6 protein-coding genes are annotated in these 21,396 nt (G+C 47.1%); 4 read left to right on the forward strand and 2 right to left on the reverse strand.

Annotated elements, in window-relative coordinates; all coding sequences use genetic code 11:
- Positions 1 to 379: 379 nt before the first annotated feature.
- From AAC022_RS07220 to corA, 3 genes are all read left to right on the forward strand, one after another.
- Entirely contained in the window at positions 380 to 637 is a 258-nt protein-coding gene (locus tag AAC022_RS07220; protein ID WP_339729531.1) for a hypothetical protein, read from the forward strand.
- 1 nt (position 638) lies between these two features.
- Positions 639 to 1,745: a transporter substrate-binding domain-containing protein gene (locus tag AAC022_RS07225; RefSeq protein WP_339729533.1), complete on the forward strand. Its 1,107-nt coding sequence runs from the start codon at positions 639 to 641 to the stop codon at positions 1,743 to 1,745.
- Between the two features lie 188 nt (positions 1,746 to 1,933).
- Positions 1,934 to 3,022 carry a magnesium/cobalt transporter CorA gene (corA, locus tag AAC022_RS07230; RefSeq protein ID WP_339729536.1) on the forward strand — a complete coding sequence of 363 codons (1,089 nt, stop codon included), beginning with the start codon at positions 1,934 to 1,936 and terminating at the stop codon, positions 3,020 to 3,022.
- A gap of 75 nt (positions 3,023 to 3,097) precedes the next feature.
- On the opposite strand, the gene AAC022_RS07235 is transcribed toward corA, so the two are convergent.
- Positions 3,098 to 3,535, reverse strand: a complete 438-nt coding sequence (locus AAC022_RS07235) for a hypothetical protein (RefSeq protein ID WP_339729537.1) — start codon at positions 3,533 to 3,535, stop codon at positions 3,098 to 3,100.
- A gap of 93 nt (positions 3,536 to 3,628) precedes the next feature.
- The gene (locus tag AAC022_RS07240; RefSeq protein ID WP_339729540.1) at positions 3,629 to 4,567 is read right to left on the reverse strand and encodes a DUF1559 domain-containing protein; all 939 of its coding nucleotides are present in this window, start codon (positions 4,565 to 4,567) and stop codon (positions 3,629 to 3,631) included.
- Positions 4,568 to 6,422: 1,855 nt separating this feature from the next.
- Here AAC022_RS07240 and AAC022_RS07245 point away from each other — a divergent pair.
- On the forward strand, positions 6,423 to 21,396 hold a 14,974-nt coding region (locus tag AAC022_RS07245; RefSeq protein WP_339729543.1), incomplete at its 3' end, for a Calx-beta domain-containing protein.

The following is a 21,396-nucleotide window of genomic DNA, read 5'->3' on the forward strand; positions in this document are numbered from 1 at the left end:
GTTTTAAAGAATAAAAACCGAAAAATTCTCCAGCGTTTATTTTCAGACATATGAACTACCTCAAGGACACGAAAAATAACGAGATACAGTTTAATCGATTGAAGCAGAAAAGTAATAGCAGATATCAACCATATTACAGACCTCTCAGAGTCGCGCAGGATGGCCTGTCACATGAGACCAGGGACATGTTTTGTTGGCAGGTCACAATTACAAATCAGTCCCACGCGTCGTCTAGTGTGCCTGCATGCATTGCTTGGTATTAAACTCTATTGGGGTAGGTGTAATGGATTGAGTCTGATACGATATGCTCAATCCTGAAATGCCCTTTCAGAAAGTTCGTTCGATATAAGTTGGTTATTTTGTCAGGAATCAACCCGTCATGAAAGTAGTTACGTCTGCGCTGCGCGACCGAGGATTGAATCGAAACGGGAACGAAGATCAATGTTTAATTAACGAGTCGCTGGAACATTCTATCGTTCGTGATGGTTTGGAGGGCTATGCCTCTGCGGAACGAGCGATTTCATTCACGGCGATACAGATCTCGGCTCACGCAGATACATTGGATTTGCCTGCTAAGAAACCATTATTGCCGCTAATGCGACGCGTTCCGTCAATCTCGACGACACGGGGCCATTGATATGATTAATTGGTTGTTCCGCCCGGTATGGCTCGCGACGATCGTATTTACGATGTTGAACGATTCATCAACGCTCTGGTCTCAAGAAACGACCTCCTTGAAGCCAGAGGCCAAGGAGAAAATTGTTCTGAAAGTCGGGACTAAGCAAAGTCCGCCGTTTGCGATTAAGAACGCTGACGGAACGTGGACCGGAATTAGTATTGAGCTTTGGAAACATTTAGCGCATGAGTTGAATTTAGAGTATGAGTTTCAGGAACTCCCTCTTAAAGAGATGCTCTCGAAATTGGAAACAGGCGAACTCGATGCTGCAGTCGCCGCGATTAGCGTCACCTCGGATCGCCACGAACGTGTCGGTTTCTGTCACCCCCACTTTTCGACGGGACTGGGTGTTGCAGTCAGTTCACGGAGGCGAGCCAGTCCATGGTCACTGTTGGGTAGTGTGTTTTCAAGTCGGCTGGTTAAGCTTGTCCTGGCCATGGTCGCCATCGTCGTTGTTTGTGGATTTCTATTCTGGCTGTTTGAGCGAGAGAATAATACAACAACGTTTGGGAGTCAGCGTCGCCAGGGAATTGGTATGGGCGTCTGGTGGGCTCTCATTATGCTGCTAGGACACAAAGGCATCGTTCCGGTTAGCAAGATGGGGCGCTTGCTTGCATTGGTTGCGATGTTTGCCAGCATTATCGTGTTATTAATATTAACTGGCGTGATCACTTCAGTGATGACTGTGCAACAACTCAATTCAGGAATCACGCGCGTGACCGATTTACACCATGTCCGCGTGGCATCGGTGACATCGAGTACCAGTGCTGAATATCTGCGGCAACGTCGTATCTTCTTTCACGGTTACAGCACGCCGCAAGAAGCAATCCAGGCAGTCGTTGAAGACAGGGCTGATGCGGTCGTATACGATGCCGCCCTGCTGAAATACCTGGCACGTGAAGAATTCAGCAACCGTATTGACGTCCTGCCAGTCTTGTTCAACATTCAGGAGTACGCGATCGCATTGCAAATCAACAGCGATCTTCGCAAACCACTGAATGAGGAACTGCTGCGATACCGCGAGAGCGATCCATGGGATGCGCTCCTGTATCGCTATCTGGGAGAATGATTTGCCGCGTTTTCATTCTGGTCAACAATGTCTGCTCCTCCCATTTCTCGTTCTAACAATGACGTCCAGCGGGCTTGGGCAAGCCGGAACACTGGGTGAGAAGGCTGCCGACAACTCTGTGAATCTGGGAGTGCCAGATTCGCTCTTCTTCACAACACGTTACCTTCCTCCAATATTTGAGAATTCATATGAACTCTAGTCTATTTCGCAAGAAGCAACCTAAGATTGGTGCACTTCCTGGAACACTGGTGATTTCCAAAGAGGCACCGCCGCCAAAAATCTCGTTAATTCACTATTCTGAGTCAACGCATAGTACGTCAACGGTGGACAATATCGACGATTTGGCGGAAGCCTTCAATGAAAATGAAGTCACCTGGGTGGACATCCAGGGCTTCGGCAATCGCAGCATCATGAAAAAACTCGGAACGATCTTCAACTTGCATCCTTTGCTACTCGAAGACGTTGTTAATGTACCGCAGCGACCTAAGACCGAGTCGTACGACGACCAGTTGTTAGTCGTCGTGCGCATGGTGCGGATGGGGGAAGACAAGCGCACCGGCGAACCCGTCGTCGACATGGAACAGGTCAGCATAGTAATTGCTAAAAATTATCTGATTACATTTCAGGAGAAACCGGGCGATATTCTCGATTCCGTTCGTAATCGACTGGTCTCCAAAAAGGGTATCATCAGAAAACGCGGCCCGGACTATCTTAGTTATGTCATCGCAGACACGATCATCGATGGGTATTACCCTGTGCTGGAAGCGGTCGGAAATCACTTGGAATCACTTGAAAGCGTCGTGATTGACAACCCATCTCCGACAGTGTTAGGCGAACTCAATCGGCTCAAGAACCAACTGATCAACCTGCGCCGGGCCATCTGGCCTCAACGTGAAGCGCTCAATAAACTCGTGCGAGGGGATCATAAGCTGATTTCCGAAGAGGTCGGCGTTTATCTGCGTGATACTTATGACCATTGTATCCAGACGTCGGAAGTTGCCGAAATGTATCGTGAAATGGTGAGCGGTCTGATGAATACTTATCTGTCGTCGGTCGCCAATCGGACGAATGAAGTAATGAAGGTTTTAACGATCATGGCCAGCATTTTCATTCCATTAACCTTCATGGCGGGCATCTATGGTATGAATTTCGAACATATGCCGGAACTTCACTACGAGTATTCCTACACAATTCTGTGGATTGCAATGGGAACCGTCGCGTTGGGGATGCTGCTGTTCTTTTATCGCAAGGGCTGGCTCTTTGAACGCAAGCGGTGACTGATCCCTTTTACTCGCCCGAAGAACTCGTTACTGACTCGAATGGCACTGCCGCTGACACGAATGTTGTCTTTTTTAATTTTTAAGATCGAAGTCGATGCTGTCGAGGCCGGATTTTTTGACTTCGAATTTCAGTTCGCTCTTTTGATTATAGTTTTCTGGAATGTATTGTTCCTGGATGGGGGTCCGTTCGCCTGGGTTTGACTCGTCAAATTTGGTTTTTGATTCGCGGTAAGCTGTGATTTCAACAACCTTATTTCCGGGAAGAGATTCTATTTCATACGCGCCATCAAGAATTCGTCCTGCATCACGGTTTCCCTGACCCTCTTCCGGGCGAAATAAGATTTCTCCAGACGGAACCGGTTCCCCATTGAACGTCACCTTTCCTGAAACAGAATATTTTTTGGGGCCAGTCTCACCGCCACATCCGGAGAGTCCTGTCAGCATACAGATAGATAGCAGACACAGCGCAAAAAAATCTGATTTAAAACGTTTTAAGGTGATATTGAACATGAGTCACAGTTTCCTCTAGCACGAACTATTTAAAAGCAGGCCGAGACAATACTCGTCCTGCTTTGGTGAGAGTAATATACCAATTGATGAACTTTAGAATTCGCCGATCACACGGCCATCAGCGCGGTCTCCCAGATCCTGAAATGTGGCACGGTCTATATTCGAAGATATAAATCGCACAGCGCCATCCGCCAATAAAACATGGACACCACCAACATGATAACTTCGTGCGAAGTTGAATGTGGGGTCCGACCCCGAAGCGCCGCGCGTGACACAAGGAGAATTAGGCCAAGTCGTTGACTTACAGGTGTAGTTTTGATCGGAAATTGAGGTATTCGGCGTCTCGTGGGTCGAGAATGACATTTCTCCATGCGCCCCGCCGATACCGAAGCAGCCTGGGCAACCCCAATAAGTTGTCGTGGCTGCGTTCCCTCGGATCACGATTTCGCTGGCAGCAATCGTATTGGATGACCCGTCTAGAATATCACGGATTTTGGTTTTGGAGTTTCTATAGAACATTCCTGGTAAAGGACTGCTACTATTTGTGATTCTGGTATTTCCAGCACATCCTACATAACTTCCTTGATTTCGATAGGAATTGTCCGCATTCCCAGGTGTGGAGGGATCAGAAGGGCAGAGGTAGACTGGAATCACAGCCCGCGAGATGGCCGTATTAGTAATCTGATGCACGAAATAAGAATTGTCAGCTGCGTAGATGTTATAAAGCGGGGCCTGATCGACATAGGGTAAAATTTGATGCGCCCAGGTATCACGGTCGTGATACGAGCCATAGTTCGGAGAAGCCCCGTAGCTCCCTTTGACCATAAATCCATAGGGAAAGACGCTATGGGTATCATGATAGTTGTGTAATGCGATCCCCATTTGTTTCAGGTTGTTTTTACAGGTACTCCTGCGGGCTGCTTCACGAGCCTGCTGAACCGCCGGCAGCAGTAAGGCGATCAAGATTGCAATGATGGCAATCACGACCAATAGTTCTATCAGGGTAAATCCGTGTTTTTTTGAAAGCTTCATTTTCAATGACTCTTCTGAATAATCAATGGGATTGTATTGCGGAAAACTATTTGAGAGCGACTAGTGGAGTGTCATTTTTAAATATGGGGTTGATGGATATTACGAGAGTGCGACAACGGAGCACGTAAACAACACTCCCAACCCTCAATTTCTAGCTTGACAAAGCACTGGATTGTAAAAAAAGTCAGGTTGGATTTTTGCAAGGGTTTTAGTATGGGCGGGCAAAGTGGGGTGTAGTAAGCGGCAGGGGTTCTGGGTTTGTGTATACTTGTTCGCAAATATGTTTCTTTAGTTTACTTATATATTGTCTTGGATACTTAAGTCAAGAAATTAGAGCGTAGAATACTCAGGTATTTCAGTGTTTGACATGAATTTCCCCGGGCCTGACACCAGTCACATGGCTTCGCATTTGCTTTCGTGACCTTGCCCCAAATGATGATCCCATTGGAAATTTGCAAACATCAGCGTCGTTTGGTTCCCAGTGCACTGTGGGGGCTCTGCTCATCGTAATCCTGCCGTTGGGAATCGAGTTCTTTCTGGGCATCTTTCAGCATCTGTTGCGTTATGGTAACGCTGAGAGAGTGAGGATTGCGGCTCTTTTTATGTCCCCGGATTGCTCTGAAAGTTCACCTGAGAGTGTGCTGGTGATATCTGGTAGGATTTGTTTGCCGTTGGTTTGTTTTCGCACTTTGGTTCGAAACGGCGGCTGGCGCCGATCCGCTCATATTTGGTAGACATTCTGAAGATTCTGGATCGTGTTTCTGGTTGGGGCGCAGTTACTCTGCGGGCGGACACATGGGTTCCGCTCCTACTTTCGAGGATGGTTTCGTGCTCTGTTTTTGTGAATTGATTTGTCCATTTTCTACTCGCTGCGCTCGGCTTGAATGTGCCTCCGGGCCTACCCTAGATAATGTAATTAAACATTTGGGATCGCTGCTCCTTTTGTTTATGCGATTGTTTGATAGGCAGATCATCTGCAAGGGCGTGGGGCCGTCAATGGGGAGTCGTTTATTTTTCTTGCGAACGACACGTGATCGCTCGGGAAGTTATTGTGAAAGTAAGCGAAGGCGGTGTGAAGTGCTGCGATGTCGTTTGATAACTGAGGTGCGGGCGAGCAGTGTTTTTGCAAATCTTGCTGAAACGAGCCGGTTTTATAGTGCTGATTTCCTCAGAGGTTCGAGGACTTCAGCTGAACCAGTAGTGTTCTCGCGCGTGACGCAGGTAACAGGGAATTATTTGAAATGCCATGACTCGGTCAAGACAGATTTTTTCAGCAGGGAGTTACGGTATTTCAGCAGTGAAGATGATCTGGTTGATGTTGGTCATCTTTAAAATGGAACTGAACTGTAGAGAACTGTAGTACGGTCTATCTGCATTCCTGTCTACGACGTGCTTCAAGGGAAGCGAACTAGTCAAAAGAGTTCGCGTTTAGGATCCAATAGTGCAGTGGCGTAGCGCCGCTTTCATGTCAGACGGGAAATACATTATTCCCCATCAAACTTAAATTCCGATCGTTGATACCACATAGAAATCCAGCTTGAAAAACAGCGAACGGATTCTGTTTTAAGAAGTGTTTTTTTCATGCACAAAACCCATGATTAAAGATACCTATTTTAACATCCCATTTGTATTTGAGTTAATATCAACGAAATCGTTATTTTTGTATAGATATCGTTTCCTGTGCACGGTAGATTCCTCCTCTTGAGAGTTATACATAATGTCATTTCTACGTCCGTCTACAGGACTGTTGCGTATACTACGTCAGTACTTTATGTACTAAGTCTCATTGATCTGGTAGTTACCTCCCCCACACATATTTGCAATAGATTCATATTTAGTCGAGAAGGAGTTCGCCGTGCTCATATCCAATTGGCTATCTGCCTTGGTTTCCCGTATTCGTCGCCGTCCTCGCTATAATTCTCGTGCCCGAAGAACCATTCGAAAACGATGGCAAGCCGTCCAACAAAACCGCCTGACCACCGTCGATTCGCTCGAAGAGCGAACGATGCTGACCGGATTTGATCCTGAAGGGACTCCATTTGCAAACCATTCAGACCACTCATTCAGTTCTCAAACCACTATTGATGGTGATTACATGGTAGTCACCAATCCGATCAACGATGTAGCACCAATTGCAGATAATGTTGGCGCGTATGTGTACGTCAGAAACGAAAATGGAACTCCTTCCGATTCGACAGATGACACTTGGGAATATCAGTCCGAATTGATACTTCCCAGCCTCGACTCTTCTGAAAGTATTACTTCCACAGATATTAGCGGTGATACGATTGTCATCGGAGTTGGGTTTGACGATGTTCATGGTGAAACTCGTGGTTCTGTGTATGTTTATACTCGATCCGGTGCAACATGGTCGCAGCAAGCTGAACTAACTCCCAACTCAGAAGATGCTAATGATTATGACTTATTTGGAGTCAGTGTTAGCATTAGCGGAGATACAATTTTTGTCGGTGCACCAGGCGATGATGAGTATGGAGAGGATGCAGGTGCTGTCTACGTTTATACGCGCACAGGATCAACTTGGAACGAAACACAAAAAATCACAACATCAGATTACGAATATTATACTCCCTATCCCCATCATTATGAAAGTATTGACTTTGCGTCATATATCAAAGTTGATGGAGACACACTGGTTGCATCCAACACAAATAATGGAACCCTCTCCATTTTCACTCAACAAGGAGGGATTTGGGGTGGGGAAACTTTTTTAGCACCAGCACATGGCCTTTCGGGTAGTAGCAACTTGATCTTTGGAGGTTCTGTATTCGACATTGATGATGACACAATAGTGGCTCAGTCAAATGGTAGCGCTACGGTTTTCACAAAAACAGAAAATGAGTGGCAACAACTACTACTCGAACTACCTCAAGAAAATGATACTGTGATTAATGGCACACCATGGTACTGGAATACCACCATTGACGCTGTTGCAATCAGCGGTGAAACAATTGCGATTAAAACCAGAGAAGGGCATATTCGAGACTGGGGTGACATTGTGCCACCTAATCCTCAAGTTACTACAGACCGTTTTGTACATATATATCAATTGACAGATGGCACATGGACTCTATCACAAAGTATTCCCGTAGAGCGTGATGAAGCCTACACTTTTTATAACCATGATATTAATGTCGCTTTAGATGGAAACACGCTCGTTGCAGATGATAGGTTTTTTAATTCAATAAACTCTGGAATCGCGATCAGCGACGCAATGGTTATCGAAGGAGATACGGGTACTCAAAATCTGACATTTACTATCACCCGCTCAGGAGAAATTCCGGGGGATTTAAATGAAGAAGTTTCTGTGGCCTATAAAACCATTGCTGGAGGGACTTCCATCGTTGGTCTTGATTACCCTGAAGTAGACTTGACCACGATTTCGTTTGCAGCTGATCCAACAGCAACAGTGCAAACACAACAAATTTCGATCCCCATCTATGGTGATCATGAAACTGAATTCGAAGAAACAGTTTTTGTTGAGCTATTGCCAGTCACCCCTGGTTCCTACATTTCTGACACCATTGGAATAGGAACCATCCAAAATGATGACGTTGGTATTTCAATCGGAGATGTTGTCGTTACCGAAGGTGATGCCGGTTCGACCCAATTTATCACATTGAATGTTACCAGGGGGGGCGATTTATCTCAGTCAGCCAGCGTCGAATATTTTATTTCAGCAGGTTCAGCAGAGAACGGAGTTGACTACACAGCCACAAATTCAACCGGTACCATTAATTTCACTGCCGACTCACAAAGTAATTTCCAGTATGAAACAATCACGATAGAGATTATAGGCGATGATCGGGTTGAACTCGATGAAACAATTACAGTTACGATTCAGAACTCTTCATCAACTCCAATTAGTAAATCATCGGCAATCGCAACCATTGTTGATAATGACTCTGCATCAATCACCATTGATGATATCACGGTTCTGGAAGGTGCTGGACAGGCTGTTTTCACTGTCACACTCGACCAGGATGTCGAATTAGATGCTGATATTACTGTTGATTTTTTAGTTGGCAGTCCCCAATACAGACCGCTGGTATATGACTACATTCCCAATTACCTGTTTTTCGAAACATCCAATAACTCACCGGTTCAGACGGGGCAATTAACGTTTACAGGCGATGCAAACGAGAAAAAATATATCGTCGTAGATATTATCGATAATGATTCAGTAGTAGAGGCCCTGTATGAGTACCAGGTAACGATTGACAACTTGCAGGCACATGGCAGAAATATTGAACTTGCGGGAAATTCAGATGCGGAAGGTTCGATTTATGGCTTGGGAAAAATCAACAATGATGATATCGCATCATTCATAGTCGGTGATGCCCCTCCAGTTTATGAAGGGGAAACCGCCACTTTTACCGTAACGCTCGATTCTGAGATTACTCTCCAGGAAGGTCAAGAGATCACTGTGAGTTATTATATTGACAGCACTACTCCTAGCCTTGGTATGGTGAATGGGACACCATACGGAGGGTTCGAACCATTACCTGGCGGACTCCTTGGAGCGACACCTGGCCCTACAAACAGAATTGCTTCCGGGACGCTCACCTTCAACGGAACTCTAAATGAGCAGAAAATTATTAATGTTGCAATTCCGGACGACGACTTGATTAGTTTTGACAAAGATCTCACATTCAGGCTTGTTAACATTCAAAGAACTAGTGGCTTACTAAATCAACGAGATGCTCCGCTGATTCAGGTTGCAAATGAGGGAACAGGAACCATCCTCAATGATGATGCTGGTTTTTTCGCACCATACTACGGCGAAGAAATTATTGAAGGTGATGATGGTGAAGACAAATCAGTCACATTTTCTGTTTTGCGCGCCGGAAAAGATGCCGGTGATCTCAATTCTGTTGCAACTATCGATTACAGGACTCTTGGCTCGAACTCTTCACTACACGAAGTAATTGCCCCTCCCGCGACCTTGACTTTTACCGCTGACCCAACCGCTCGATTTCAAATCTTAACTTTTACAGTTGATGTATATGGTGATAATGTTGTTGATGGGCCTGACTACCTAGGTATTCGGTATGAGAACCCTTCCACGAATTTAGTTATCCATGAATCTGTCTATGGATTAACCGACATAACCTTCGGCATCATAAATGACAACGACAGTACTGCACTTTCCGTTAGTGATGTCATTGTGCATGAGGATGGAACTGCAACAGTGACTGTCACTCAGGACCAAACCGAAGTCGTAGAACCTTTTAATGTTCGGCTTATCACGTATGGTGGGAATGCACAACCTGGTGTAGATTATATAAGCCTATATGAAACTATCGAATTTTCAGGAGCAGCCGGAGAATCTCACAGTTTTAATGTAACCCTTATCAATGATCTTCAGGAAGAGTTCAATGAAGAGTTCTTTGGTTCTCTAGGTCTAGAGATAACTGGTTGGAATATTTACTTTGATAGTTCACCAGTAAAAATCACAATCATCGATGATGATGCCCCGCAAGTCTCGATCGGTGACGCTCAGGTTGACGAAGATAATCTTACGATTTCATTTGATGTTACAGTTAACAAAGCATTGGGATCTGCATTTACGGTTGATTATACCACAGCTTCACTGTCAGCCGTTGACGGAACAGACTTCACGGGTGAAAGTGGCACGCTCTCTTTTACCGGACTGCAAGCCAATGAAACCAAGACGATTACCATAGACTTGATTGACGACAGTCTGGTTGAGCTACAAGAAACCTTCTCAGTTCTACTAAGTAATCTTGATGCTGGTGGAGCAATCATCAATTTTTCTGATGCAGAAGCAATTGGTACAATTGATAATGAAGATTCCGGTTTTGTTATCGATGACTGGTCCATCACGGAAAGTAATGCCGGGACAACTCAAACTGTTACCTTTACTGTAATTCGTGATGGAGATTTGAGCCAGGCTGCTTCCATCGATTACGCTATCAGCGGTACGGCATCAGCTGGTACAGATTTTACTGGCGCTACTACAGCCACTTTAAACTTTGTCGCTGACGCTATGGCAGAATACCAGGAACAGACTATCTCGATCGTTATCAACGGCGATACACTAGTCGAAGCAGATGAAACGGTTCTGGTTACTCTGCAAAACGCTTCGGTCGGCGTGATTGTCAAAGCCAGTGGAACAGGCACCATTCTAAACGACGAAACAGCATCACTTGTCATTAATGATGTAACCGTCAATGAAGAAACAGGGCTTGCACAATTTGAAGTAATTCTTGACAAGGATGTGCAAGGCAATGTTACTGTCGATTTTGAAACTCTGGACTCAACAGCCTTGAGTTCGAATTCAGACTACGATTACTCAACCGGAACGGTAACTTTCGCAGGGGGCACAGCTGGTACACAGTTTGTCTCAATCACAATTAATGACGATACTGCAGTAGAAGGGGATGAGGAGTTTCTGGTCCGGCTTTTGGATGGAACAATCAGTGCCGGTGGGGCATACGTCGTTTTTGAAGATCAGGAAGCAGTTGGTCAAATCTCGAATACTGATGCGGCCACCGTCTCGATCACCAATGTCACGGAAACGGAAACATATGGTGGGACAAATAATTTTGAGTTCGAGGTCACACTGTCGAATGCCGTCGACATCAATGTCGGTTTGAAAGCAATTACACAAAATGGCGACGCATCCCCTGGCAGTACGACGTTAGGATCTGCACTTGCCGGCCAAGACTATACCGCGATCAGTCAGGACATTACCTTCCTCGCAGGTGAAGTCTCGAAAACAGTAATCGTGAATATCGATGATGATAATATCGTTGAACTAGATGAAATGTTTTATGTTCAATTACAGAACCTGTTTTCACTCGACGATCGAAAAGTCATCTTTGCCGGTGGAGAAATCACGGAAAGAGCAACCGGCACGATTTCTAATGATGACACTGCCGAAATTTCTGTTTCCTATAATTCAAACTCTTTAATTTTAGAAGACGATTTAGGACAAAGTTCATATCATAAATTTGATCTAGAACTATCAAAGGTAGTAGACTCATCCGTTACCGTGGATGTTAATAGTTTGATCGGGCTGAGTGCAACTGAAGGACTTGATTATGATTGGTATCGTTCATATGTGACATTCCAGGCAGGACAGACCATCGCCACTGCTTATGCACTTGTTTATGGTGATGATCTATTTGAAGGTGATCATGACGGTTATCTAAAAGGGGCGTATGAGACATTTGGAATTGAACTAAGTAATGTTGAAGCTCAAAGTCGAAATGTAATTTTTAGTAATTCATCTGCTACAGCAAAAATTTATGACGATGAACATATAGATGACACGAAATTTAATATTTTAATCGACTATGATGCCTCATTAGTAAATGCAACTGCTGCAAAAACCGCAATGGATGCCGCTATCGCACGATGGGAATCTATCATTGATACCGATTTGGGAAATAATAGATTTTATCGGATTGCTGAAAACCAAGAAATTATTTATTTCGATGATCTACTGATCACGGTCAAGCAAGAGTATATCGATGGGTCTGGCTTTACATTGGCTCAGGCTAACCCCGCTTACATCAGAAATGACTCAAAGCTACCGTATCTCGGTGAAATTACAATTGACTCGAGTGACATTAACAATTCTGGATTAACCGATATTCTCACGCATGAAATCGCACATGCACTCGGGTTTGGATCTCTTTGGGAGTATGTAGGATTATTTGACCCCAACAACCCGAATGCTTTATATACGGGAGTGAATGCAACAATTGAATATGAAGCGTTATTGGCACAAGCTGGACGTCCGTCGGAAAATTATGTCGGGGTTCCCGTTGCCAATACCGGAGGTGCCGGAACAAGCGGTGGTCATTGGCGTGAATCTGTCTTTGATACTGAGTTGCTCACTGGATTTTATAATTCAGGCGTAGCTAATCCGATAAGCAGAGTCTCGATTGCCGCATTTGAAGATTTAGGATACGAGGTCGACTACGCTCAGGCTGATTCCTATTCACTTCCGGCCAATCCACCATCAGGAGGAACATCCTTCGGTAGTAGTGGAGAAAGTTTTTCGGTATTCAGTGCCCTCTCTCTGGGGGCTTCAGAAGGGGCGATTGGTATCACCGTTGATGATATCTCCGCTCAGGAAGACGGCGTTTACGAATTCACCGTTTCACTGAGTGCCGCCGCGGATGAAGAAATTACGGTTCGAGCGAATACAGTTTTGGGAACAGCCGGCGTTTCGGACTTCACTTCCATCGCAGATCAACTCATTACATTTGCTGCTGGTGAAACGACGAAGACAATCACAGTCATAGTCAATGACGACACGGTTCTGGAAAATGATGAGACCTTCTCCCTTGTATTATCGAATGCCACCTATAACGGAGTGACTGACCCTGAGCATGTTTTGATCATCGATGACACTGGTGTTGCGATGATCGAGAATAACGATAGTGCCTCACTTTTAATCAATGATGTCATCGTCAATGAAAGCGACAGTACGGCGACCTTCACAGTGACGCTGGATAACGCAGTAGACACTGCCTTAACCGTTGATTTCTATTCAGCAGATAGCACAGCAACTACGGCAGGCAACGACTATGTCTTTGAAAGTGGCGTGCTTCACTTTAACGGAACCGCCGGTGAAACGGTCACCTTCACAGTGCAGATTAATGAAGATTCAGAGCATGAGTTTAATGAAAGTTTCATGATTGATTTGAGTCATGTGATGGCAGGTGGCAGAAATGTGACTCTTTCTGACGCGCAAGGCGTCGCGACCATCATTGACAATGACAGTCCACGCCTCTCGATCAGCGATGCCGTCGTCAATGAGAATGCAGGCACTGCCACGTTTGCCGTCACGCTCGATAAAGACGTAAGTAATTCATTTACGGTTGATTTCGCCACTGCGGATAATTACGCCGTGGCTGGAACAGACTATGTCGCTAACAATGGCACACTCAATTTCGCAGGAACAGCCGGTGAAACGCAGACCATTACAATCACCATTAATGAAGATACAGTCGCTGAATTGGATGAATCGTTCTTAGTCAATCTGAGCAACGTTCAGGCTGCGCCATCGATTGTTAATCTGACAGACAGTCAAGGGTTGGGGACCATTCTCGGGAATGATACCGGCACTGCCGGCGATGATGACTTCCTGCTCAGGATGAATGCCGACGGCGTGACAGTTGAACTTCTCAACAATCTTTCGCTCGTTGATTCGCGATTACTATCAGACCTCATCATGATCAATATCGATGGTGGAGCCGGTGATGATACTCTCACACTTGATCTCAGCAACGGACTTCCATTCCCTGTCGGAGCAATCAATTTCAGTGGCGGAGCAAACGCCATCTCTGGTGATTCATTAAGTATCACTCAGGGAAGTTATGCAGGCACGTTTGGAAACATCACACATACCTTCACCAGTAACAGTGACGGCAGTCTCGACATTGATGGTCAAATCATCAATTACACAGGACTGGAGCCCATCTTCGATGATCTGATTGCGTCCAATCGTGTATTTGATTTCACAGGTGCCGCTGAAACAATTACGCTCTCTGATGATGGGACAGCCAATGACGGCCTCTCGCTCATCGATTCAACACTGGGTGAGTCGGTGGTATTCGCTGCTGCCACTAGCACAACCACAATCTTGACCAGCAACGGAACCGGAGCCGATGTGATCAATGTTACGGGGCTGGACAGTCTGAACGCGTCAGACGTTACCATCATCGGTGACTCTGATGATGATGTGACCTTCCTGACAAACACGACCGCAATGGGAACCAGCGATCTGACCGTCACCGGGCAAACCATTACTGTGAATAGCGGTATTTCATCCACCGGCGGTGCAATCTCTCTCACCGCCAGCCTCAATATCCTGCTCAATACTGGAAGCAGTCTGACGACTGTCGATGGGGGTCTCACACTACTGGCTAATAACGGCGGGACTGCTGCAGGAACCTTTGTCGGCATCGCAGCGACAAACGCCACGGTTCAAACCACGGGAACCGGGAATATCTTATTCAACAGCTCTGGCGAAAATGGGGAGGGGATTTATTTATATAATGGCACTTCAATTAGTTCTACGGCTACCGGTGTGTCTGCGGGAACGATTACCTTGGATGGAACCGCGGGAACGGGCGCTGCTTATCAGCATGGGATCCTGTTGATTGATGCTTCGATTGAAAGCGTTGATGGTGCGATCTCCTTAACAGGTCAGGGAGGTGGTGATGGTACCGGTGATGACAATGTTGGCTTGTACCTATACGATTCCAGCATCAGCTCGACCGGCACCGGTACATACGCCGCGACGATCACCCTGGATGGCACTGGGGGAGATGGCATCGGTATCATCCGCGGTATCCGGACCAATCTTCTCTCACTGACAAGTACCGATGGAGACATTTCCATTACCGGTGTAGGGCAAGGGGATGCTGCCGGAAGTGACAATGAAGGGATTGTACTGGGAACAGACACCACTATTTCCTCGACGGGGACAGGAGCCGATGCCGCCGATATTAGTATTCACGGCACAGCGGGAGCAGGGGCCTTGTATAACCAGGGCATTTATGCCAGTTCTCAGGCCAATACCAGCAGCATTGTCGGTGGGATATCTGTTGTCTCTGACGGTAATTTCTGGATCAGCACCGATAGCAGTATTACCTCTACTTCAGGCGATATTGAGGTCGACGTCAATTATCTGAGTGCCAGCAATGTTGGTACTCTGTCCATGAACAATACCACCTCATTTATTACAGGCAGTGGAGATATCGATCTGGATGCCGCCGGTGACATTTCCATAACACGCCTGTCGACGACGGGAACCGTCACCATTGATTCGACCTCTGGTTCGATTCTGGACAATGATGATACTTATATCGATATCATCGCCGGTACGGCGGCTCTTGCTGCCGCCGGTTCGATCGGGACTGTCGGTAATCCATTGACCGCCCAGATGGATTCCCATACCGCTGTCTCGGGAACCAGCGACGTTAATATCAACAACCGTGAGCTATTTTCCATTAGTGATGCGAGTGTCAATGAAGACGGCACCTTCAGCTTTACTGTGAGCATCGACCATGCCACCGACCAAAACGTGACTGTCCTGGCCAGTACCGCCTACGGCACAGCGGGTGCGGGTGACCTGACTTCGATTAGCAATCAACTGGTTACGATTGTCGCCGGACAGACATCGGCTATTGTCACTGTCAACGTCACGGATGACAGTGTGCTGGAAAATGATGAAACCTTTACTGTCTTACTCTCCGATCCCAAATACAATGGCGCTACCAATTCCGCCAGAATCACGATTGGCGATGGCACGGGTGCCGGCACAATCCTGAACGATGATACTGTAAAAATCATCGACAATGGCGATACCGGATTTTCTCAGACTGGTACCTGGATCACTGCCGGTGGCAACCCAGCCTTTTACCAAAGCGATTATTCCTATGTGGATGGCATCGGCGGTACTGGTCAGAACACTTCGTCCTGGGGATTTACTGATTTGGCCGCCGGAAGGTATCGCATCTCGGGAACTTGGAGCAACGATCCGCTGGGAGCCAGTAACATGCCCATCACAATCTCCGGAGTCGCAGGCGGAGATGTGAACATGACAGTCAGCCAGAGAGGAGTCATCCAGGATGTTTACGACGACGGTGTTTACTGGCAGGACCTTGGGTTCTTTGAAGTGGATGGAAATGGCGTGATTACCATTACCATTTCCGATGACCAGGCCGATGGGTACGTGCTGGCAGAAGGATACCGACTTGAGAAATACGACAGTGTATTGTCAATTGCCGATGTCAGTGTCAGTGAAGATGACGGAACCGCCACGTTCACCGTCACATCAAGCCTGGCTGTGGGAAGTGCATTTACGGTCGATTTCGCGACCGTCGATGGAACAGCAATCGCTGGCTCTGACTATACCGCGACCAGTGGCACGTTGAATTTTGCAGGAACGACAGCTGGCGAAACTCAAACCATCACTGTTGCTCTGACAGATGATGCAACGGCCGAACAACTAGAATCATTTCTGGTCAACCTGAGCAATGCACAACACCCCAGTGCCAATGTTGTCATTGCAAATCAGGGTCAGGCGACGATTGCAGGCAATGATAGTCCGATCGTCACCATCGATGGCACCGTAGCAGCCGACGAGTTTCAGATGCAAATGAACGTAGACGGCGTGACGCTCGAGATCTGGAGTGGCTCGACCCTCATTCATTCGGGTTTACTGGCCAATATCACGGAAATCAATATCAACGGCGGCGCGGGCGTTGATATTCTGACAGTGGATCTGAGTAACGGCTTGCCATTCCCATCCGGGACAATCAACTTCGACGGTGAAGCAGACGGCGGTTCGATTGTACTAGAATCAGGCAGTTATGCCGGATCGGTTACAACAATCTCGCATGCACTCAGCAGTAACTCAGCCGGCAGTATGAGCATTGACGGGCAGGTCATCAATTACACCAATGCAGAAACGGTCTCGGATTATTTGGACGTCACCAATCGTGTGTTTGATTTTCTGAGCGCTGCCGAGACGATTACACTCAACGATACAGGAACCAGCAACGATGGGCTGTCTAGCATCGATTCGACGTTGGGTGCCGCAGTCACCTTTGTGAATACGGCAACTGTGACCGTTTCTACAAATTCGGGTAGCGGCGCTGATACAGTCAGTATTGAAGGACTGGACAGCCTGAACCTAGAATCGCTCACTGTCACTGGAGACACCGGGGATGAAGTGAGGTTCCAAACGAATGATACCGATTTGGGAACCAGTAATCTGACAGTCACAGCGCAAACCATCACGGTTGTCAGTAACGTTTCTGCCACTTCCGGTGCGATCTCACTCACTGCCAGCCGTAATATTTTCCTGGCTGACGGCAGCGGTCTGACCACTGTCGACGGGGGAATCACCCTACTGGCCAATGATGGAGGCAGTACAACTGGTCAATTTGTCGGAGTCAAATCGAATAATACAACGATTGCGACAACAGGATCTGGTGACATTTCGATTACCGGATATGGAGCGGATGGGACAGATGACAATAATTACGGAATCAATCTGGTTTCGAGTGCCATTTCATCCAGCAGCACCAGCGTTGATGCAGGTACGATTACGATCAATGGGACAGGGGGAGCTGGAACGCAGTGGACCAGCGGACTTCGGTTTAATCTCAGCACGCTTTCCAGTATCGAAGGTGATATAACTCTGATCGGACAAGGGGGTAGCGGATCACTGTCTGAAAGTGATGGCGTGATATTGGGGGCAACGGCTATAACCATCGCCAATGCAAATCTCGATATCAATGGTCAGGCAGGCGGCACATCCGGTTCCTCTACGAACTTTGGGGTTTCGCTGAAGAATTTAGCCAGCATTACATCCACTGGAACAGGCACTATATCCATCGCCGGTGATGGAGGCGAGGGAACATCTTATAATACTGGGATTGTCCTGTCAGCATCAGAAATTGAGAGTTATTACGGTGACATTTCATTAACAGGACAAGGTGGCCAGGGGACAGATACAAACAACATTGGCATTTTTGTCCTTTCAGCATCTAGTATTACGTCTTTGGGAACAGGAGCCACTGCGGCGACCATTAATTTAGATGGCACTGGGGGGGCTGGAAATCATGACAGCCGTGGTATCTTTTTTCGTGACTCTGATATAAGTAGTATCGACGGCAATATTTCACTCATTGGCCAGGGAAGTACTTCAGTAACTGGAAGCTGGAGTCAGGGGGTTGTGTTTGCTGACGCATATATTAACTCCAATGGAACGAGTTTAGATGCGGCTGAAATCTATATCCACGGAACGGGAGGGACAGGAGTTGCATACAACGATGGAATAGCCGTTTATACCCATACCGAATTTACTAGCAAAGTGGCTGACATCTCGTTCACTTCTGATGGGAGTGTCTTGTTCTATGATAATACCCGCGTTGAATCTACAACGGGCGACCTCGAGTTTACCAGTAACTATTTGAGTGGAAACAGTACAGGTGTCGTCCTCATGGATACCGGAACGGTATTCAAGTCAATTCAGGGTGATATCAACATTGACGCTTACAGTGACACATCTCTGACCAGCCTGATTGCAGGGGGAACGGTCACCGTGGATTCGACGATCGGTTCGATTTTGGACAACGGTGACGTCAGATCAGAAATCTTTGCGACAACGGCCGTCTTAAACGCTTACGGTTCGGTTGGTACCAGTGGGAATCCATTGGAAGCCAACGTGGTGAACCTTTCTGGTGTCGGCACAACCAGTGGTTTCTATGTGAATAACTCGGCCTATAAACAGATCATAGACAATGGTGACACTGAGTATTCTGCGACAACAGCAGAGTGGGGTACGTTTTCTAACAGTGCTTACTATCAGGGAGACACACAGTATTTGTCTGCGGGGGCACATCCCGATGCCACTGCCAGTTGGAAGTTTGATGATTTGATTGCCGGTACCTATCGCGTCTCAGGATTCTGGAATACCGGTGCAAATCGCGCCACGAATACGGAATTTACCGTTTCTGGTATCGAAGGTGGCTCCGACTCACAAATAATCAATCAACAAAACCGTACGACTAATGTCACTGATGCGGGCTTCAACTGGCAGGATCTGGGTTTCTTTACGGTTGATGAGAATGGCTCGATTACCGTCACTATGACCAACGAATTGGCTGATGGTTTAGTCATTGCCGATGCCATGCGACTCGAAAATGTGGGAAGTCCTGTTTCAGTCAATGATGTTAGCGTGGATGAAGATGCCGGGACGGCCACGTTTACTGTCACACTGGGTGAGGCTGTTCAGGGAGGCTTGAGTGTCGACTGGTCCACCGCCGATGGCACCGCGACCGCCGGCTCCGATTACACAGCCGGCTCAGGAACATTGAACTTCACGGGTACCGCCGGAGAAACCCAGACGATCACTGTTACGCTCACTGATGAATATGTTATCGAGTCCGATGAAACTTTTCTCGTCAATTTGAGTAATCTTGTCACCAGTGGAAATGCCGTTATAGCTGATCCCCAAGGGGTCGCAACGATCATTGATGATGAGATCAGTATCACGATCGCTGGCACCGCTGCTGCAGATGATTTCCAGGTGCAACTGAACGCCGATGGTGTGACGCTGGAAGTCTGGAATGATACGACGCTTGTATTTTCTGACCTGCTGACTGAAGTGACGGAACTCAATATCAATGGTGGCGCGGGCGCAGATACCTTCACCGTGGATCTCAGTAACGGCCTGCCATTCCCCGTCGGGAATATCAACTTTGATGGCGAAGCCGACGGCGGTTCGATTGTACTGGAATCGGGCAGTTATGCAGGCTTCCTAGCTACGATCACGCATACATTGAACAGTGATACCGCGGGCAGTATTTTGATCGACGGGCAGGTCATCAATTACACCAATGCAGAAACTGTCTCGGATTATTTGGATGTCACCAATCGTGTGTTTGATTTTCTGAGCGCTGCCGAGACGATTACACTTACTGATTCAGGAACTAGTAACGATGGGCTGTCCAGCATTGATTCCACACTCGGTGCTGCTGTCACATTTGTTTCAGCAGCTGCCGTGACCATTTCCTCTACTTCCGGCAGTGGCGTTGATCAGATCAACGTACAAGGGTTGGACAGCCTGAACGCCGGCAGTTTCACTGTGACAGGTGATGCCAACGATAATGTGACGTTCCAGTCCAATAATACCGAGATGGGCGTCAATGACCTGACGGTCACCGCGCAGACCATCACCGTCGACAGCGCTGTTTCCTCAACCGATGGCGAAATATCGCTCACCGCCAGCCGTAATATTCTGCTCAACGCTGGCAGCAGTCTAACAACCGTAGATGGCGGAATCACCTTGCTGGCGAATGACGGCGGCACGACAGCGGGAGACTTCAAAGGCATCTTTGCCGACAATACCACAATTCAATCATCGGGTACCGGGAATATCTCTATTACCGGTTATGGCGGAGCGGGAACAGGAAATTCCAACCTTGGATTTGATACCAACTATGCCGTGATCTCCTCAACGGGAACAGGAGCGAATGCGGGAACAATTACGATTGATGGAACGGGTGGAGGAGGCGGAGCTGCTTACGAGCGTGGTCTCTACCTGCAACGTTCGACCGTCACGAGCATTGATGGTGATATTACACTCCTCGGGCAGGGAGGCGGCAATGGCACCAGTTACCATAATCAGGGAGTTCGACTTTACGACGCGACGGTTACCTCAACAGGAATCAGCGTGGATGCGGCCGAGATCAACATTCATGGATCTGGTGGAAACGGTACACTTTCAAATGATGGGCTTCTGGTAACAAATGAGTCCGTCATCAGTAGTATTGTTACAGATATCTCGATCATTTCTGAAGGAAATGTGTGGTTTTATGATAATTCCCGAGTTGAATCTTCAACGGGCGACCTCGAATTTACTGCCAATTATCAGGGTGGGACCAACACGGGTGTCTTCTACATGAATACCGGAACGGTATTTTATTCCGGTGCCGGCAATATCGACATTGATGCCTACAGCGACACCTATCTGACCAGCCTGATTGCAGGGGGAACGGTCACCGTGGATTCGACGATCGGTTCGATTTTGGACAACGGTGACGTCAGATCAGAAATCTTTGCGACAACGGCCGTCTTAAACGCTTACGGTTCGGTTGGTACCAGTGGGAATCCATTGGAAGCCAACGTGGTGAACCTTTCTGGTGTCGGCACAACCAGTGGTTTCTATGTGAATAACTCGGCCTATAAACAGATCATAGACGATGGTGATTCCGGATTTTCGACCAGTGGTTCTGGATGGACTTACAGTAGCG

Source organism: uncultured Gimesia sp. (genome assembly GCF_963976445.1).
Lineage (GTDB): Bacteria > Planctomycetota > Planctomycetia > Planctomycetales > Planctomycetaceae > Gimesia.

Coding starts and splice junctions, on each gene's coding strand:
- AAC022_RS07220 (WP_339729531.1), top strand. CDS start 380: ATGAAAGTAGTTACGTCTGCGCTGCGCGACCGAGGATTGAATCGAAAC.
- AAC022_RS07225 (WP_339729533.1), top strand. CDS start 639: ATGATTAATTGGTTGTTCCGCCCGGTATGGCTCGCGACGATCGTATTT.
- corA (WP_339729536.1), top strand. CDS start 1,934: ATGAACTCTAGTCTATTTCGCAAGAAGCAACCTAAGATTGGTGCACTT.
- AAC022_RS07235 (WP_339729537.1), bottom strand. CDS start 3,535: ATGTTCAATATCACCTTAAAACGTTTTAAATCAGATTTTTTTGCGCTG.
- AAC022_RS07240 (WP_339729540.1), bottom strand. CDS start 4,567: ATGAAGCTTTCAAAAAAACACGGATTTACCCTGATAGAACTATTGGTC.